Origin of the sequence: Streptococcus mitis, assembly GCF_002005545.1 — a bacterium.
In the GTDB taxonomy this organism is placed as follows: Bacteria; Bacillota; Bacilli; order Lactobacillales; family Streptococcaceae; genus Streptococcus; species Streptococcus mitis_I.
This window is the reverse complement of record NZ_LBMT01000001.1, coordinates 2,035,404-2,052,153: the sequence shown is the minus strand read 5'-3', so window position 1 is coordinate 2,052,153 and position 16,750 is coordinate 2,035,404. Positions and strand designations below refer to the sequence as shown.

General features: G+C 43.8%; 14 protein-coding genes. 12 read left to right on the top strand and 2 right to left on the bottom strand.

Annotated elements, in window-relative coordinates; all coding sequences use genetic code 11:
* The first annotated feature begins 283 nt into the window (after positions 1 to 283).
* The 12 genes from QS39_RS10315 (at position 284) to QS39_RS10260 (ending at position 14,219) form a co-directional block, all read left to right on the top strand.
* Entirely contained in the window at positions 284 to 1,897 is a 1,614-nt protein-coding gene (locus QS39_RS10315) for a ribonuclease Y (RefSeq protein ID WP_033678004.1), read from the top strand.
* Between the two features lie 129 nt (positions 1,898 to 2,026).
* On the top strand, positions 2,027 to 2,653 hold the full coding sequence (gene gmk / locus QS39_RS10310; RefSeq protein ID WP_077805465.1) for a guanylate kinase: 627 nt from the start codon (positions 2,027 to 2,029) through the stop codon (positions 2,651 to 2,653).
* Positions 2,654 to 2,677: 24 nt separating this feature from the next.
* Positions 2,678 to 2,992, top strand: a complete 315-nt coding sequence (gene rpoZ / locus QS39_RS10305; protein ID WP_000979235.1) for a DNA-directed RNA polymerase subunit omega — start codon at positions 2,678 to 2,680, stop codon at positions 2,990 to 2,992.
* 65 nt (positions 2,993 to 3,057) lie between these two features.
* Complete coding sequence (locus QS39_RS10300) at positions 3,058 to 5,454, top strand: primosomal protein N' (protein ID WP_077805464.1); 2,397 nt, start codon at positions 3,058 to 3,060, stop codon at positions 5,452 to 5,454.
* A gap of 12 nt (positions 5,455 to 5,466) precedes the next feature.
* Positions 5,467 to 6,402, top strand: coding sequence for a methionyl-tRNA formyltransferase (gene fmt / locus QS39_RS10295; RefSeq protein WP_077805463.1), 936 nt, complete (start codon positions 5,467 to 5,469; stop codon positions 6,400 to 6,402).
* Entirely contained in the window at positions 6,395 to 7,708 is a 1,314-nt protein-coding gene (gene rsmB, locus QS39_RS10290) for a 16S rRNA (cytosine(967)-C(5))-methyltransferase RsmB (RefSeq protein ID WP_180375036.1), read from the top strand. Before fmt ends, rsmB begins: the two co-directional genes overlap by 8 nt.
* Before the next feature lie 14 nt (positions 7,709 to 7,722).
* Positions 7,723 to 8,463 carry a Stp1/IreP family PP2C-type Ser/Thr phosphatase gene (locus QS39_RS10285; RefSeq protein ID WP_000406242.1) on the top strand — a complete coding sequence of 247 codons (741 nt, stop codon included), beginning with the start codon at positions 7,723 to 7,725 and terminating at the stop codon, positions 8,461 to 8,463.
* Positions 8,460 to 10,361, top strand: a complete 1,902-nt coding sequence (gene pknB / locus QS39_RS10280; RefSeq protein WP_077805461.1) for a Stk1 family PASTA domain-containing Ser/Thr kinase — start codon at positions 8,460 to 8,462, stop codon at positions 10,359 to 10,361. Before QS39_RS10285 ends, pknB begins: the two co-directional genes overlap by 4 nt.
* 88 nt (positions 10,362 to 10,449) lie before the next feature.
* Entirely contained in the window at positions 10,450 to 11,208 is a 759-nt protein-coding gene (locus QS39_RS10275) for a threonine/serine exporter family protein (RefSeq protein WP_077805460.1), read from the top strand.
* Position 11,209: 1 nt separating this feature from the next.
* Complete coding sequence (locus tag QS39_RS10270) at positions 11,210 to 11,659, top strand: threonine/serine exporter family protein (protein WP_033686494.1); 450 nt, start codon at positions 11,210 to 11,212, stop codon at positions 11,657 to 11,659.
* Positions 11,660 to 11,772: 113 nt separating this feature from the next.
* Positions 11,773 to 12,945 (top strand): hydroxymethylglutaryl-CoA synthase, encoded by a 1,173-nt coding sequence (locus tag QS39_RS10265; protein ID WP_180375054.1) that lies wholly within the window; start codon positions 11,773 to 11,775, stop codon positions 12,943 to 12,945.
* Positions 12,945 to 14,219, top strand: coding sequence for a hydroxymethylglutaryl-CoA reductase, degradative (locus tag QS39_RS10260; protein WP_077805458.1), 1,275 nt, complete (start codon positions 12,945 to 12,947; stop codon positions 14,217 to 14,219). Before QS39_RS10265 ends, QS39_RS10260 begins: the two co-directional genes overlap by 1 nt.
* A 36-nt stretch (positions 14,220 to 14,255) precedes the next feature.
* Here the strand turns inward: QS39_RS10260 and QS39_RS10255 are convergent, their stop codons facing one another.
* Both QS39_RS10255 and QS39_RS10250 read right to left on the bottom strand, forming a co-directional pair.
* Positions 14,256 to 15,221, bottom strand: coding sequence for a LacI family DNA-binding transcriptional regulator (locus QS39_RS10255; RefSeq protein ID WP_000226009.1), 966 nt, complete (start codon positions 15,219 to 15,221; stop codon positions 14,256 to 14,258).
* Positions 15,202 to 16,656 (bottom strand): sucrose-6-phosphate hydrolase, encoded by a 1,455-nt coding sequence (locus QS39_RS10250; RefSeq protein ID WP_077805457.1) that lies wholly within the window; start codon positions 16,654 to 16,656, stop codon positions 15,202 to 15,204. The genes QS39_RS10255 and QS39_RS10250 overlap by 20 nt, the downstream gene beginning before the upstream one ends.
* Positions 16,657 to 16,750 lie beyond the last annotated feature (94 nt).

Genomic DNA, 16,750 nt, shown 5'->3' with positions numbered 1-16,750 from the left:
AGATACGCTGTGATTTCTCAAAGTGAGTTTTCAAAGATTTGAAAGTAAAAATGTTTAAATCTAGCGGAACACTATTCGGCACGGCACCAGATAATCCATAGCTGTAGAGATTCTGCGGAACTTTTTGATAGTGACAATGAATTATCTCCTCAAAAATTCAAGAAACTGTAGTCCTAAAATTCCCCAAAACATATTCTATTTTAGGTTTGTGAAAATCACTTTTTTATGGTAGAATGTAAAAGAATGTATGTCATTCGGAATAACAATAAAATGAGGTAAAAACATGGAAATCATGTCGATTGCGATTGCTGTTTTTGCCGTCATCATTGGTTTAGTCATTGGATATGTCAGCATCTCAGCCAAGATGAAATCATCTCAGGAAGCTGCGGAGTTGATGCTTTTAAATGCTGAACAAGAAGCAACTAATTTACGTGGACAAGCTGAGCGTGAAGCAGATTTACTTGTTAATGAAGCCAAGCGTGAAAGCAAGTCTCTTAAAAAAGAAGCACTATTGGAGGCCAAAGAAGAAGCCAGAAAATACCGTGAAGAAGTGGACGCTGAATTCAAATCAGAACGTCAAGAACTCAAACAAATCGAAAGTCGTTTGACAGAGAGAGCTACTAGCCTCGACCGTAAGGACGACAATTTGACGAGTAAAGAACAAACACTTGAACAAAAAGAACAAAGTATTTCTGATAGAGCGAAAAACCTTGATGCGCGTGAAGAGCAATTAGAGGAAGTCGAAAGACAAAAAGAAGCAGAGTTAGAGCGTATTGGTGCCCTGTCTCAGGCAGAAGCACGAGATATTATCTTGGCTCAGACAGAGGAAAACTTGACCAAGGAGATTGCTAGCCGTATTCGCGAAGCTGAGCAAGAGGTCAAGGAACGTTCTGACAAAATGGCCAAGGATATCCTGGTTCAAGCTATGCAACGTATCGCTGGTGAATATGTAGCGGAGTCAACAAACTCAACGGTTCATCTGCCAGACGATACTATGAAGGGACGCATTATTGGTCGTGAAGGTCGTAACATTCGTACCTTTGAAAGTTTGACAGGGGTCGATGTGATTATCGACGATACACCAGAAGTGGTGACCTTGTCAGGATTTGATCCGATTCGTCGTGAGATTGCCCGTATGACCATGGAAATGTTGCTTAAGGATGGTCGTATCCATCCAGCTCGTATCGAAGAGTTGGTTGAGAAAAACCGTCAAGAGATTGACAATAAGATCCGTGAATACGGTGAGGCCGCTGCCTATGAGATTGGTGCGCCAAACCTTCATCCAGACTTGATGAAGATTATGGGACGTTTGCAGTTCCGTACTTCTTATGGACAAAATGTCTTGCGTCATTCGATTGAGGTTGCTAAGTTGGCTGGTATCATGGCGAGCGAACTGGGTGAAAATGCGGCTCTTGCCCGTCGTGCTGGATTCCTTCACGATATCGGGAAAGCCATTGACCGCGAGGTTGAAGGAAGCCACGTTGAAATCGGTATGGAATTGGCTCGTAAGTATAAGGAACACCCAGTTGTGGTCAATACGATTGCTAGTCACCACGGTGATGTAGAAGCCGAAAGTGTCATTGCAGTGATCGTTGCTGCAGCAGATGCCTTGAGCGCAGCCCGTCCAGGTGCTCGTAGTGAGTCTCTTGAAAGCTACATCAAGCGTCTCCATGATTTGGAAGAAATTGCGAATGGCTTTGAAGGAGTACAAACTAGCTTTGCCCTTCAAGCAGGACGTGAAATCCGTATCATGGTCAATCCAGGACAAATCAAGGACGACAAAGTCACAATTTTGGCTCATAAAGTTCGTGAGAAAATTGAAAACAATCTCGATTACCCAGGAAATATCAAGGTAACCGTGATTCGCGAGCTTCGTGCAGTAGATTATGCTAAATAAATAAGAAAGAGCAGTTGAAAAATTACTGCTTTTTTGTTACACTAGATAGAAAGACTGTAAAAGATAATCTGGCTTTTTGCCATTATTCTAGAGAAATGTTATTTCACAGACTGACTAAAAGGAGACACAATGGCAGACCGAGGCTTACTAATCGTTTTTTCTGGTCCTTCAGGGGTTGGGAAAGGAACGGTTAGAAGAGAGATTTTTGAGAGTTCTGAAAACCAATTTCAATACTCTGTATCGATGACGACACGTGTACAACGTCCTGGAGAAGTGGACGGTGTTGACTATTTCTTCCGTACTCGCGAAGAGTTTGAAGAGCTGATTCGTCAAGGACAGATGTTGGAATATGCAGAATATGTCGGCAACTACTATGGCACTCCTCTGACCTATGTCAATGAAACCTTGGACAAGGGGATCGATGTTTTCCTTGAAATTGAGGTTCAAGGTGCTCTTCAGGTCAAGAAAAAGGTTCCAGATGCTGTCTTTATCTTCCTGACACCACCAGATTTGGATGAATTGCAAGATCGTTTGGTAGGACGTGGAACAGACAGTGCAGAAGTGATTGCCCAACGAATCGAAAAGGCCAAGGAAGAAATTGCTCTCATGCGTGAGTATGATTATGCGATTGTCAACGATCAGGTGCCCCTAGCTGCTGAGCGTGTCAAACGTGTTATCGAAGCAGAGCACTTCCGTGTGGATCGTGTCATTGGTCACTATCAGGAGATGTTACCAAAATCTCCAACTACTCGATAAAATTTAGAAAATAGGTACAAGTAAATGATGTTAAAACCCTCTATTGATACCTTGCTAGACAAGGTTCCTTCAAAATATTCACTCGTAATCTTGGAAGCAAAACGTGCCCACGAATTGGAAGCAGGTGCGCCAGCAACTCAAGGTTTCAAGTCTGAAAAATCAACTCTTCGCGCTTTAGAAGAAATCGAATCAGGAAATGTAACAATTCACCCAGATCCAGAAGGAAAACGTGAAGCAGTGCGTCGCCGTATCGAAGAAGAAAAACGCCGCAAAGAAGAAGAAGAAAAGAAAATCAAAGAGCAAATCGCTAAAGAAAAAGAAGATGGTGAAAAAATTTAAGGTTGGGGGGACTCAATCTTATTTTTTCTATTGCAAGAATGTACTGACAAGGAGGAGGTGAGAAGATGGCTATAGCCAAGATTATCGTAGATGTGCCCTTGATGCAGACGGACCAGCCCTATAGTTACAAGATTCCTGAGGAATTTGAGGGAATGCTGGAAGTTGGGATGCGGGTTCATGTGCCCTTTGGTAAGGGCAATCGCCTGATTCAAGGGATTGTTCTTGGTTTGGAGTCCCAACCAGATGAAGAAGAGCCTAATCAAGATTTAAAAGATATTGCTGAGGTGCTGGATTTTTCTCCTGTTCTCACGCAAGAACAACTCTGGCTGGCTGAGGAGTTACGCAAATCTGTCTTCTCCTACAAAATCTCTATCCTCAAGGCTATGTTACCAGGGTTTCTGAACTCCAGCTATGACAAGATTCTCTATCCTCTGGAAGGTCTGAGTCAGGAAGACCGAGAGCGCTTGTTTGGTTCAGAAGATTCGCTAGCCTTTTCTTCTCTAGATTTAGGTAAGCAAGCTGAAATGATGCGTTTGACTAGAAAAGGCCTGCTTGGTCTGGAATATCAGGCAGTCGATCAAAAGAAGATCAAGACCCAGTCTTGGTATGAGGTTGACCTTGCTCAATTAGAAGGAGTAGAGATTTCTACACGCGCCAAGAAAAAGTTAGAACTGAGAGACTATTTGCTGTCTCATCCTGAGAGTGCTTCCTTGGCTAGTTTGCTAGAGTCCTACTCGCGAGAGCAAGTCAACTTTTTTGTGGAACAAGGTGCTGTGTCCATAGTCCAAAAGGAAGTGCAACGCTCGGCTGCTTATTTTGAAGGCATTGAGGCAAGTCAGCCTTTGGAATTGAATCCAGAGCAAAGACAGGCGCGTGATGCGGTTGTGAGTGCTATTGGTAGTCATCAGCCTCCCTTCCTCCTTCAAGGGATTACAGGAAGTGGGAAGACCGAGGTTTATTTGCAGATTATCCAAGGGGCCTTGGACAAGGGCAAGACAGCTATTTTGCTGGTACCTGAGATTTCCCTGACTCCTCAGATGACGGAGCGTTTTATTGCACGTTTTGGGGACAAGGTGGCCATTCTTCACTCAGGCCTGTCCAATGGTGAAAAGTATGACGAATGGCGCAAGGTCGAGCGTGGAGACGCTCAAGTTGTTGTGGGCGCCAGATCGGCCATCTTTGCTCCGCTGAAAAATCTAGGTGTTATGATTATCGATGAGGAACATGAAGCGACTTATAAGCAGGACAGTAATCCCCGTTACCATGCTAGAGAAGTGGCCATTTTACGGGCCCAGTACAATCAAGCAGCTCTGGTACTTGGTTCAGCAACTCCTAGTCTGGAAAGCCGTGCTCGGGCTGGCAAAGGCGTCTATCAACACTTATGTCTAACCCAACGGGCCAATCCTTTGGCAACGATTCCTGAGGTTCAAGTGGTTGACTTTCGTGACTATATTGGACAAAACGAGACATCAAACTTTACGCCTCCTTTGCTAGAAGCCATCCAAGACCGTCTGTCTAAAAAAGAGCAGGTGGTTCTCATGCTCAATCGCCGTGGCTATTCTAGCTTTGTCATGTGTCGGGAGTGTGGGACCGTTGATACTTGTCCCAACTGTGACATTTCTCTCACCCTGCACATGGATACTAAGACTATGAACTGCCATTATTGTGGTTTTTCTAAGGACATTCCTCAGGTCTGTCCTAACTGTAAGAGCCGAAGTATTCGTTACTATGGGACAGGGACACAGAAGGCTTATGATGAGCTGGCAGAACTCTTTCCGCAGGCCCGCATTTTGCGGATGGATGTGGACACGACTCGTAAGAAAGGTAGTCATCAAGCTCTGCTTGACCAGTTTGGACAAGGGGAAGCGGATATTTTACTAGGTACTCAGATGATTGCCAAAGGTTTGGATTTTCCCAATGTGACACTAGTAGGAGTTCTCAATGCGGATACGGCCTTAAATCTGCCTGATTTCCGTTCTTCTGAGAGAACCTTCCAGCTCTTGACTCAGGTGGCAGGTCGGGCAGGTCGGGCTGAAAAAGCTGGTCAGGTCTTGATCCAGTCCTACAATCCGCAACACTATGCTATTCGATTTGCCAAGGATCAGGATTACGAAGGTTTTTATGCCTATGAAATGGGAATTAGACGACAACTTGGCTATCCACCTTACTATTTCACCATTGGCATTACCCTTTCTCATAAGAAAGAAGAAGAGGTTGTCAAACGTGCTTATGAAGTCATGAACATTTTACGATCAGGTTTGTCCGAAACAAGTAAGATTCTCGGGCCAACGCCCAAACCCATCGCCCGTACCCACAACCTATATCATTACCAGATTTTAATTAAATACCGTTTAGAAGATGAGCTGGGGACGACCCTCAATCAGGTCTTGGCCTTGACTCAAGAACGGGAAAATAGTGAGCTCCGTCTCAGCATTGACCATGAGCCACAGCAATTTTTATAAGAAGGAGAAGATATGACAAAACTAATCTTTATGGGAACTCCCGACTTTTCAGCAACAGTCTTAAAAGGTCTTTTGACAGATGACCGTTACGAAATTCTAGCCGTTGTGACCCAGCCAGACCGTGCTGTTGGTCGTAAAAAAGTTATTCAAGAAACCCCAGTCAAACAGGCTGCCAAGGAAGCAGATCTTCCAATTTACCAACCTGAAAAATTATCTGGAAGCCCAGAGATGGAAGCTATTATGAATTTAGGAGCAGATGGAATTGTGACTGCTGCTTTTGGGCAGTTTCTTCCAAGTAAACTCCTTGATAGCATGGACTTTGCTGTCAATGTTCACGCTTCCCTTCTTCCAAAACACCGTGGTGGTGCGCCTATCCATTATGCCTTGATTCAAGGTGATGAGGAAGCTGGTGTGACCATTATGGAAATGGTTAAGGAAATGGATGCAGGAGATATGATTTCTCGTCGTAGTATTCCGATCACAGATGAGGACAATGTCGGGACCTTGTTTGAAAAATTGGCGCTAGTTGGTCGCGATTTGCTTTTGGACACTTTGCCTGCCTATATTGCTGGTGATATCAAACCTGAACCACAAGAACCAAGCCAGGTCACTTTCTCGCCAAATATCAAGCCAGAGGAAGAAAAACTGGACTGGAACAAAAGCAATCGTCAACTCTTTAACCAAATCCGTGGAATGAACCCGTGGCCTGTTACCCATACTTTCCTTAAGGGCGACCGCTTTAAGATTTATGAAGCCCTACCAGTAGATGGTCAGGGAAATCCAGGAGAGATTCTCTCTATCGGCAAGAAAGAATTGATTGTCGCAACAGCTGAAGGAGCTTTGTCTCTCAAACAAGTTCAGCCTGCTGGTAAACCTAAGATGGACATTGCTTCCTTCCTCAATGGAGTTGGACGTACATTGACTGTAGGAGAACGATTTGGTGACTAAAGTAGAAACGGCTAGAAGTTTAGCTCTAGCAGTATTAGAGGATGTTTTTATCAATCAAGCATACTCAAATATCGCCTTAAATAAGCATCTCAAGGGAAGTCAACTTTCGGCAGCAGACAAGGGCTTGGTGACCGAGCTGATCTATGGAACGGTAGCCCGTAAACTGACTCTGGAATGGTACCTATCACACTTTATTGAAGACAGAGACCAGTTAGATAGTTGGCTTTATGTCCTTCTTCTCATGAGTGCTTACCAGCTCCGCTATTTGGATAAGATTCCAGACCATGCTGTGGTCAATGAAGCAGTAGAATTAGCCAAAGTCCGTAAAAAAGGCAGTGAAAAATTGGTCAACGCTGTCCTTCGCCGTATCTTGCGTGAAGGCTGGCCAGATATTGCCAGCATCAAACGAAAAAACAAGCGTGACTCCATAGCCTATTCCCTTCCGGTTTGGCTAGTTGCCAAGCTCAAGGAAGAATACGGAGAGGAGCGAGCGCAAGCTATTTTTGAAAGTCTCTTGGTGCGTAACAAGGCCAGTATTCGTGTGACTGATTTAAGCCGAAAAGAGGAAATCAAAGCCTTGTTGGAGGCCAGTGATTCATCCTTGTCTCCTTCTGGTCTGGTTAAGGAGCAGGGGCATTTTGCAGGCCATGATTTGTTTGCAGAGGGAGCCATTACCATCCAAGACGAGTCCAGTCAGCTGGTTGCGCCAACTTTGAATTTGCAGGGAGATGAGCGAGTGCTTGATGCTTGTGCGGCTCCGGGTGGGAAAACAGCCCATATAGCCTCTTATCTCAAGACAGGTCAGGTTACTGCTCTGGACTTGTACGACCATAAGTTGGACTTAATCCAAGAAAATGCCCAACGTTTAGGAGTTGCAGATCAGGTTCAAAGGCAAAAACTAGATGCCAGAAAGGTGCATGAGCTTTTTGGGCAGAATTCCTTTGACAAGATTCTAGTGGATGCTCCCTGTTCAGGAATCGGTCTTTTGCGACGGAAACCAGACATCAAATACAATAAAGAAACGGCAGATTTCGCGTCCTTGCAGGAAATTCAGCTAGAAATATTAGGTAGTGTTTGTCAAACACTAGGCAAAGGTGGTATAATAACTTATAGTACCTGTACTATTGTCTCAGAGGAGAATTTTCAAGTCGTTGAGGCGTTTTTAGAAAATCATCCTGAGTTCGAGCAGGTAAAACTAGAACATGAATGTAAGGATATCGTGAAAGACGGCTGTATCCTCATTACACCTGAATTGTATGGAAGTGATGGATTCTTCATCAGTCAATTTCGCAAGATATCGGATTAGGAAGGAACTGACACATGGAAATTTCATTATTAACAGATGTTGGTCAGAAACGAACAAATAACCAAGACTATGTCAACCACTATGTCAATAGAGCTGGACGTACTATGATTATTTTAGCTGATGGGATGGGAGGTCATCGCGCAGGGAATATCGCTAGTGAAATGGCGGTAACAGACCTAGGTATAGCTTGGGTTGACACCCAGATCGATACAGTCAATGAAGTACGTGAATGGTTCGCCAATTACCTAGAAATTGAAAATCAAAAGATTCATCAACTTGGACAAGATGATGCCTATAAAGGAATGGGAACAACTCTTGAGGCTGTTGCTATTATTGGCAATCAAGCTATCTATGCCCATATTGGAGATTCTCGTATCGGTTTGATTCGTGGAGAAGAATACCACCAGTTGACGAGCGACCATTCTTTAGTTAATGAATTACTCAAGGCAGGTCAATTGACACCAGAAGAAGCAGCTAGCCATCCACAGAAAAATATTATTACCCAGTCAATCGGTCAAAAAGATGAAGTTCAACCTGATTTTGGAATGATTACCCTTGAGCCAGGAGACTATCTCTTGCTCAATAGTGATGGTTTGACTAACATGATTTCAGGCAGTGAGATTTGTGATATTGTAACCAGTGATATTCCTTTGGCAGATAAAACAGCGACGCTTGTGCGTTTTGCTAACAATGCAGGAGGTTTAGACAACATTACGGTTGCCCTTGTTTCTATGAACGAGGAGGATGCAGAATGATCCAAATCGGCAAGATTTTTGCCGGACGCTATCGGATTGTGAAACAGATTGGCCGAGGAGGCATGGCAGATGTCTATTTGGCCAAGGATTTAATTCTAGACGGAGAAGAAGTGGCAGTGAAGGTCCTGAGGACCAACTACCAGACGGACCCGATAGCTGTAGCTCGTTTTCAGCGTGAAGCGAGAGCTATGGCAGATCTAGACCATCCTCATATCGTTCGGATAACAGATATTGGTGAGGAAGACGGTCAACAGTATCTTGCAATGGAGTATGTTGCTGGACTAGACCTTAAACGCTATATCAAGGAACACTACCCTCTTTCTAATGAAGAAGCAGTCCGTATTATGGGACAAATTCTCTTGGCTATGCGTTTGGCCCATACTCGAGGAATTGTTCACAGGGACTTGAAACCTCAAAATATCCTCTTGACACCAGATGGGACTGCCAAGGTCACAGACTTTGGGATTGCGGTAGCCTTTGCTGAGACAAGTCTGACTCAGACTAACTCTATGCTGGGCTCAGTTCATTACTTGTCACCAGAGCAGGCGCGTGGTTCGAAGGCGACTGTGCAGAGTGATATCTATGCCATGGGGATTATTTTCTATGAGATGTTGACAGGCCATATCCCTTATGACGGGGATAGTGCGGTGACCATCGCCCTTCAGCATTTCCAGAAACCACTGCCGTCAGTTATTGATGAAAATCCATCTGTGCCTCAGGCTTTGGAGAATGTTGTTATCAAGGCAACTGCCAAGAAATTGACAGATCGTTATCAGTCAGTTGCAGAGATGTACGTGGACTTGTCTAGTAGCTTGTCTTACAATCGTCGCAATGAGCCTAAACTGGTATTTAATGATACTACTAAGGCGGACACCAAGACACTACCAAAGGTATCCCAGAGTACCTTGACTTCGATTCCTAAGGTGCAAACACAAAGTTCGAAGCCACAGACTGCGAAACCGAGTCAGCAGGTTTCAGAAGATAATTACGCAAGCAAGCCTGTTAAGAAACGGAAATTTAGAGTTCGTTATATGATTTTGTTGGCCAGCATTGTATTGGTGGCAGCTTCTCTGATTTGGATCTTATCCAGAACTCCTGCAACCATTGCCATCCCAGATGTGGCAGGTCAGACAGTTGCGGAGGCCAAGGAAACGCTCAAGAAAGCCAATTTTGAGATTGGCGAGGAGAAATCAGAGGCTAGTGAAAAGGTGGAAGAAGGGCGGATTATCCGTACAGATCCTGAAGCTGGAAAGACTCGAAAAGAAGGTTCGAAAATCAATTTGGTTGTCTCATCAGGCAAGCAATCTTTCCAATTGAGTAACTATATCGGCCGTAAATCGACAGATGTTATAGCAGAACTCAAGCAGAAGAAGGTTCCTGAAAATCTCATCAAAATTGAGGAAGAAGAATCAAGTGAGAGCGAAGCAGGAACTGTTCTCAGACAGAGTCCAGCTGCCGGAACAACCTATGATTTGAGCAAGGCCTCAACGATTACCTTAACCGTTGCTAAGAAAGTAACCAGCGTTGCTATGCCAAGTTATATAGGATCTAGTCTTGAATTTACTAAAAATAATCTCGTTCAAATTGTCGGTATTAAAGAAGCCAATATTGAAGTTGTAGAAGTGTCGACAGCTCCTGATGGAACTGCTGAGGGGACTGTTGTAGAGCAAAGTCCAAAAGCAGGCGAAAAGGTTGATTTGACTAAGACTCGTGTCAAGATTTCAATCTACAAACCAAAAACACCACCGTCAACGTCATCATCAGCACCAGCCCAACGTGGAAACCAAGGTTCTACTACGACACCAAGTCAGGGGAACCAACAAGGAAATCAACGAGGGAATGCACCTGCTACTACTCAATCAAGTAGTGAAGGGAACCACGAAAATTCTCGTGATTAAACGAATCTTTGTCATGATTTCATGGCAAAGATTTTTTTTGACTCCAGATTTGTGATAGAATAGAAGGAGTTGATAAAAGGAGGAAAGTATGGAAGAATCAAGAGAATTAAATGCCGTTATTGATGTGATTATGTTAGCTGGAACCATTCTCCTCAAAAGTGGTTCAGAGATTCATCGCGTAGAAGATACCATGATTCGGATTGCGCATTCGCAGGGGATTGTGGATTGTAATGTTCTTGCCATGCCTGCTGCCATCTTTTTCTCCATTGAAAATACCAATATTTCGCGTATGAAGCGCGTGACCTCATCTTCTTATAACATCGAAAAAGTCTGCGATGTGAACCAGATTTCTCGTCAGCTGGTTGGGGGGCGGATTGATTTAGAGACAGCCTTCAAGCAATTGACGACTTTACAAACTCAACCCCTTCCCTATACTAAGTTGCAGGTAACTTTGGCTGCGACCTTTAGTGCCCCTTTCTTTTCAGTTATGTTTAGTGGAAACATCTACGACGCACTTGGGGCAGGAGTGGCGACCTTATTTGGTTTTGCCTTTTCCCTCTATGTGGAAAAGTTTATCCGAATTCCTTTTGTAACAGCATTTGCTGGAGCCTTTGTCTTTGGGATGATAGCTCAGTTTTGGGCGCGCTACACAGGCTTTCCCTCAACGGCAGATTTGATTATAGCTGGTGCGGTCATGCCTTTTGTACCAGGAATTGCCTTGACCAATGCGGTTCGTGATATTATGACTAACCACATAAACTCTGGTATGAGCAAGATGTTTGAATCCCTGCTCATTACCCTTGCTTTAGGGGCAGGAACTTCTGTCGCCTTGGTATTGATGAACTAATATGACACTAACAACCTTTTTATTACAAGCAGTAGCAAGTCTTCTTGCCATTATTACCTTTCTAATCGTACTCAATGTTCAGCGGTCCATGCTCTTACCTGGAGGGATTTTGGGCATGGCTGTCTGGCTAATCTATCTTTTGCTCAAAGAACCGACCAATGTTATTGTGGCTACTTTTATTGCAGCCATTATCGGTTCTTGTGTCAGCCAGATTTTAAGTATTCTTTATAAGACACCTGCTGTGGTCTTTATCTTGGCCATCTTGGCACCTCTGGTTCCGGGTTATCTCTCCTATCGGACAACTGCCTTTTTTGTGACGGGAGATTACAGTCATGCCATTGCTAGTGCAACCTTGGTTGTTATGTTGGCTTTGGTGATTTCCATTGGAATGGCTAGCGGAACAGTGATTCTTAGACTGTATTCCTATTTAAGAAAGCAGCATAATGGTTAGAATAATAAGCGACTTGATTTGGTGAATCAAGTCTTTTTTCTCTCTTTTACTGCCATTTGTGATAAAATAGTATAGAACGATTTTTTACAATGAATGATAAAACAGAGGTAAATATGACAATCGGTATTGATAAGATTGGTTTTGCGACCAGTCAATATGTCTTGAAATTACAAGACTTAGCAGAAGCGAGGGGAATTGACCCTGAAAAATTAAGTAAAGGACTCTTACTCGAGGAATTGAGTATTGCGCCCCTAACTGAGGATATCGTGACCTTGGCGACCAGTGCTAGTGACTCTATTTTAACTGAGCAAGAAAGAGCAGAAATTGACATGGTCATTGTAGCTACTGAGTCAGGAATTGACCAAAGCAAAGCTGCGGCCGTCTTTGTGCATGGTTTGCTGGGCATCCAGCCTTTTGCTCGTAGTTTCGAGATTAAAGAAGCCTGCTATGGGGCGACAGCTGCCCTCCATTATGCCAAATTGCATGTGGAAAATTCTCCAGAGTCCAAGGTCTTGGTCATTGCCAGTGATATTGCCAAATACGGTATTGAAACTCCAGGAGAACCCACTCAGGGTGCTGGAAGTGTGGCCATGTTGATTACACAAAATCCACGCATTATGGCCTTTAATAATGATAATGTGGCTCAGACCCGTGATATCATGGATTTCTGGCGTCCAAATTACTCTACAACGCCTTATGTAAATGGTGTCTATTCTACCCAACAATACTTGGATAGTTTGAAAACGACTTGGCTTGAATATCAAAAACGCTACCAGCTTACTTTGGATGATTTTGCAGCTGTTTGCTTCCACTTGCCTTATCCTAAATTAGCGCTAAAAGGCTTGAAAAAAATCATGGATAAGAGCCTGCCTCAAGAGAAAAAAGACCTCTTGCAAAAGCATTTTGACCAGTCTATTCTCTACAGTCAAAAAGTGGGGAATATCTATACAGGTTCTCTCTTCCTTGGACTCCTATCTCTCTTGGAAAATACAGATAGCTTGAAGGCTGGGGATAAAATCGCCCTTTATAGTTACGGAAGCGGGGCTGTGGCTGAGTTCTTCAGTGGTGAATTGGTTGAAGGATATGAAGCATATCTAGATAAAGACCGCTTGAACAAACTCAACCAACGAACTGCCCTATCCGTTGCAGACTATGAAAAAGTCTTCTTTGAGGAAGTAGACTTAGATGAAACAAACTCTGCCCAGTTTGCTGGCTATGAAAATCAAGATTTTGCCTTGGTTGAAATTGTGGACCACCAACGCCGTTATAGCAAGGTTGAAAAATAATGAAGATAAGTTGGAATGGATTTTCTAAAAAATCATACCAAGAGCGCCTCGAGCTGTTAAAAGCTCAGGCGCTCCTTAGTCCTGAGAGACAAGAGAGTTTGGAGCAGGATGAACAGATGAGTGTGACTGTGGCAGACCAGCTGAGTGAGAATGTAGTGGGAACTTTTTCTCTGCCTTATTCGCTGGTCCCAGAGGTTCTCGTTAACGGTCAGGAATACACAGTTCCCTATGTGACAGAAGAACCCTCAGTGGTTGCTGCGGCCAGCTATGCCAGTAAAATCATCAAGCGAGCAGGTGGCTTTACTGCACAAGTCCATCAACGCCAGATGATTGGTCAGGTAGCCCTTTATCAAGTTGTTAATCCTGAACAAGCGCAAGAGAAGATTGCCAGCAAGAAAGCAGAACTCTTGGAGCTTGCCAATCAAGCTTATCCTTCCATCGTTAAACGCGGGGGCGGGGCGCGTGATTTGCATGTAGAGCAGATCAAAGGTGAAACAGACTTTCTCGTTGTTTATCTCCATGTCGATACCCAAGAAGCTATGGGTGCTAATATGCTCAACACCATGCTGGAAGCCTTGAAACCAGTCTTAGAAGAACTCAGTCAGGGACAGAGTCTCATGGGGATCCTATCAAACTACGCGACCGATTCTCTGGTGACTGCAAGTTGTCGTATCGCCTTTCGCTACTTGAGCCGCCAAAAGGATCAAGGACGAGAGATTGCGGAGAAAATAGCTTTGGCTAGCCAATTTGCGCAGGCTGATCCTTATCGAGCCACTACCCACAATAAAGGAATTTTTAACGGTATTGATGCCATTTTGATTGCCACTGGTAATGACTGGCGTGCCATCGAAGCAGGGGCTCATGCCTTTGCCAGTCGAGATGGACGCTATCAAGGTCTTAGCCGATGGACGCTGGACCTTGAAAGAGAAGAATTGGTCGGTGAGATGACTCTGCCCATGCCTGTGGCAACCAAGGGTGGCTCTATCGGTCTCAACCCTCGTGTAGCTCTTAGTCATGAACTATTGGGAAATCCTTCTGCCAAAGAATTATCCCAGATTATCGTGTCTATTGGTCTTGCCCAAAACTTTGCGGCCCTCAAAGCATTGGTCAGCACAGGCATTCAGCAAGGCCACATGAAATTGCAGGCCAAATCCTTGGCACTTCTCGCAGGTGCTAGTGAATCCGAGGTAGCTCCCCTAGTCGAGCAGCTTATCGCAGATAAAACCTTTAACCTAGAGACAGCCCAGCGCTACCTAGAAAATTTAAGATCATAAAAAACTCAGACGAAGCCAGTCTGAGTTTTCTTGTGCTTAAATACTTTTTCCTGGTAATAGTGTAACTGGTAAAAAGTAACCAGTTGTCGCAACTTCCTTGCCTTCAATCTTTTGCAAGAGAAGATCAACAGTGAGGCAGGCAATTTCTTCCAAGGGTTGCTTGATAGTAGCCAGTTGAGGGTAGTAATTCTCGATAAAGTAGGTACCATCGTAACCGATGACTTTGAGCTCTTCAGGGACAGAAATGCCCAGTTCCTGGGCGATTTTAATGACCAGAATAGCGGTTAAGTCATCTGAAGCAAAGATGGCGTCTGGTTTTTGTCGAGTTAAGATATTCTTGATTTCCATTTCTTTTCTGACAGGAGAAAAGTCACTGGAAACATTGATAATAGGTGCTTTCGGGAGAACAGAGGCAAAGCCAGCGTGGCGTAGCCCAGTTGGCGAATTGGAATTGTCATTCCCTGTAATCATGATGATAGACTGGGCACCTGTCTTAACCAAAGTCTGGGCAGCAAGAACCCCACCAGCATAGTTGTCAGAGGAAACGACTGGAATGTCTGGCGATAGGTTGCGGTCAAAGGAAATAATTGGTGCCGTCACGCGATTGTAGTCTTCGATTCCCAAGTTGTGACTACCCGAAATGATGCCGTCCACCTGATTGGCTTCCAACATTTCGATGTATTCGCGTTCCTTTTCAGAATCGTGCTCACTGTTGCAGATGATGGTCTTATAACCATTTTTGAAGAGTTGGTGTTCCAGCTTATCAATCAATTCTGCATAGAAAACGTTAGAAATATTGGGGAAAATCAAGCCGATTAACTTAGCTGATTTTCCTTGCAGACTACGAGCTAGGTTGTTGGGTTTATATCCCAATTCTCGCATGGCTTCATTTACCTTTTGAATGGTTTTTTCAGAGAGATACCCTTTTTTATTGATAACCCGAGAAACGGTAGTAGGACTGACGCCTGCAAGTTTGGCGACATCAGTTAGTTTTGCGACCATAATCTAATTCATAGTAAGTTCCAGTTGGGTTTCCAGATTTAATTAGGATTCCATTTTGGTCCTCATGTGGGAAGACACGACCAGAAAATACTTTTTCTCCTTTATTGATGAAAATTTCAAAGACAGAGTTATCGATGAAGATTGTAGCAGTAGTAGCCTGGTTATCGATTGGGCAAGAACGTGTAGTTCCAAATTCTTGGGCATACTGTTCACCAGCCTGGCTACGATCTACTGTCACTTGACCATTTACAAGGTCAAAGTTGATGGAAAGTCCCTTGCCTTCTTGATTAGCAAGTAAGACAATCTCGCTCTGGCTATTAGCTTCCAAGTTGAGTTCAAGTTCGTAAGTGTTCTTGGTTTGGGCACGGTTTGAGAAAGGTTCTTCAGAAGCACGAAGGTCCTTGATAGCTGCGACTGGGTATTGGTAGAGTTTGCCGTCTTTGATAGTGAGTTCCTTGACTAAAGAGAAGGTTCCTTGGTGGTCAAAACGGTCAGATGGATATGAAACATCAGGCAAGCCAAGCCAGCTAACAGCTAGAGCACGTCCATCAGGAGCGTTGAAGGCTTGAGTTGCATAGGCTTCGAAACCATAGTCCATGTTTTGAAGTTGAGATACATTTACCATTTTGGCATTTTCAGGGTCAAAGGAAGCCCCAATCTTATACATATTTGGAAAGATATTATCGTAGTCTAGAACGTTTTTATCCAATCCTTGTGGGCAGTAGAGAAGGACAGGTTGTTCCCCTACAAAAACCAGATTTGGACATTCCATCATGTAGGCAGTACGGTCGTTAGCAAAGTCAAGGTCGCCAACAGCTTGCCAGTTTGTGTAGTCGTTGTCAATAGCTTTGTAGAGACGGACGAAGCCTTTTTTCTCCAAGTCCTGTCCACCGACGATGGCATAATATTGACCCTTGAAGTTAAAAATTTGTGGGTCACGGAAGTGGTCAGTTGAGTCAGCAGGCTGGTCAATCAAGATCTTGTCAATCTTCGTAATCTTACCATCCTTGTCCATCAAAGCTCCAATCTGGTAAGGGTGACGGATCCAGTTTTCATCACGGACATTTCCTGTATAAAATAAGAACAAGTTATCACCAAACTGCATGGCAGAACCAGAGTAGGCACCGTGGCTATCTAATGGAGTGTCAGGCAAAACTTTGACTCCAGTTTCTCTAAAGTGAACCAAGTCATCACTTTCCAATTGTACCCAAGATTTTAAACCGTGGGCTGCACCGAAAGGAAAGTTCTGATAAAAAACAATCCACTTGCCATCAAAGTAAGAAAAGCCATTTGGGTCGTTTAGAAGTCCTGTTTTTGGCTCAACATGGTAATGAGTATGCCATGGAGATTGAGCCATATTTTCCTTTATATGTTGAATTTCTTCTTGCGTCCAATCTTGATAAAGTCTGTAACGACGTTCAGTTGTCCATTCCATTCATTCATTCCTCCAATAATCTTATCACTTTTAATAGTAACCGTTTTCGGTAAAAAATGCAAGCCATTTATGTTAAAAAAGAGAAAAACCTATC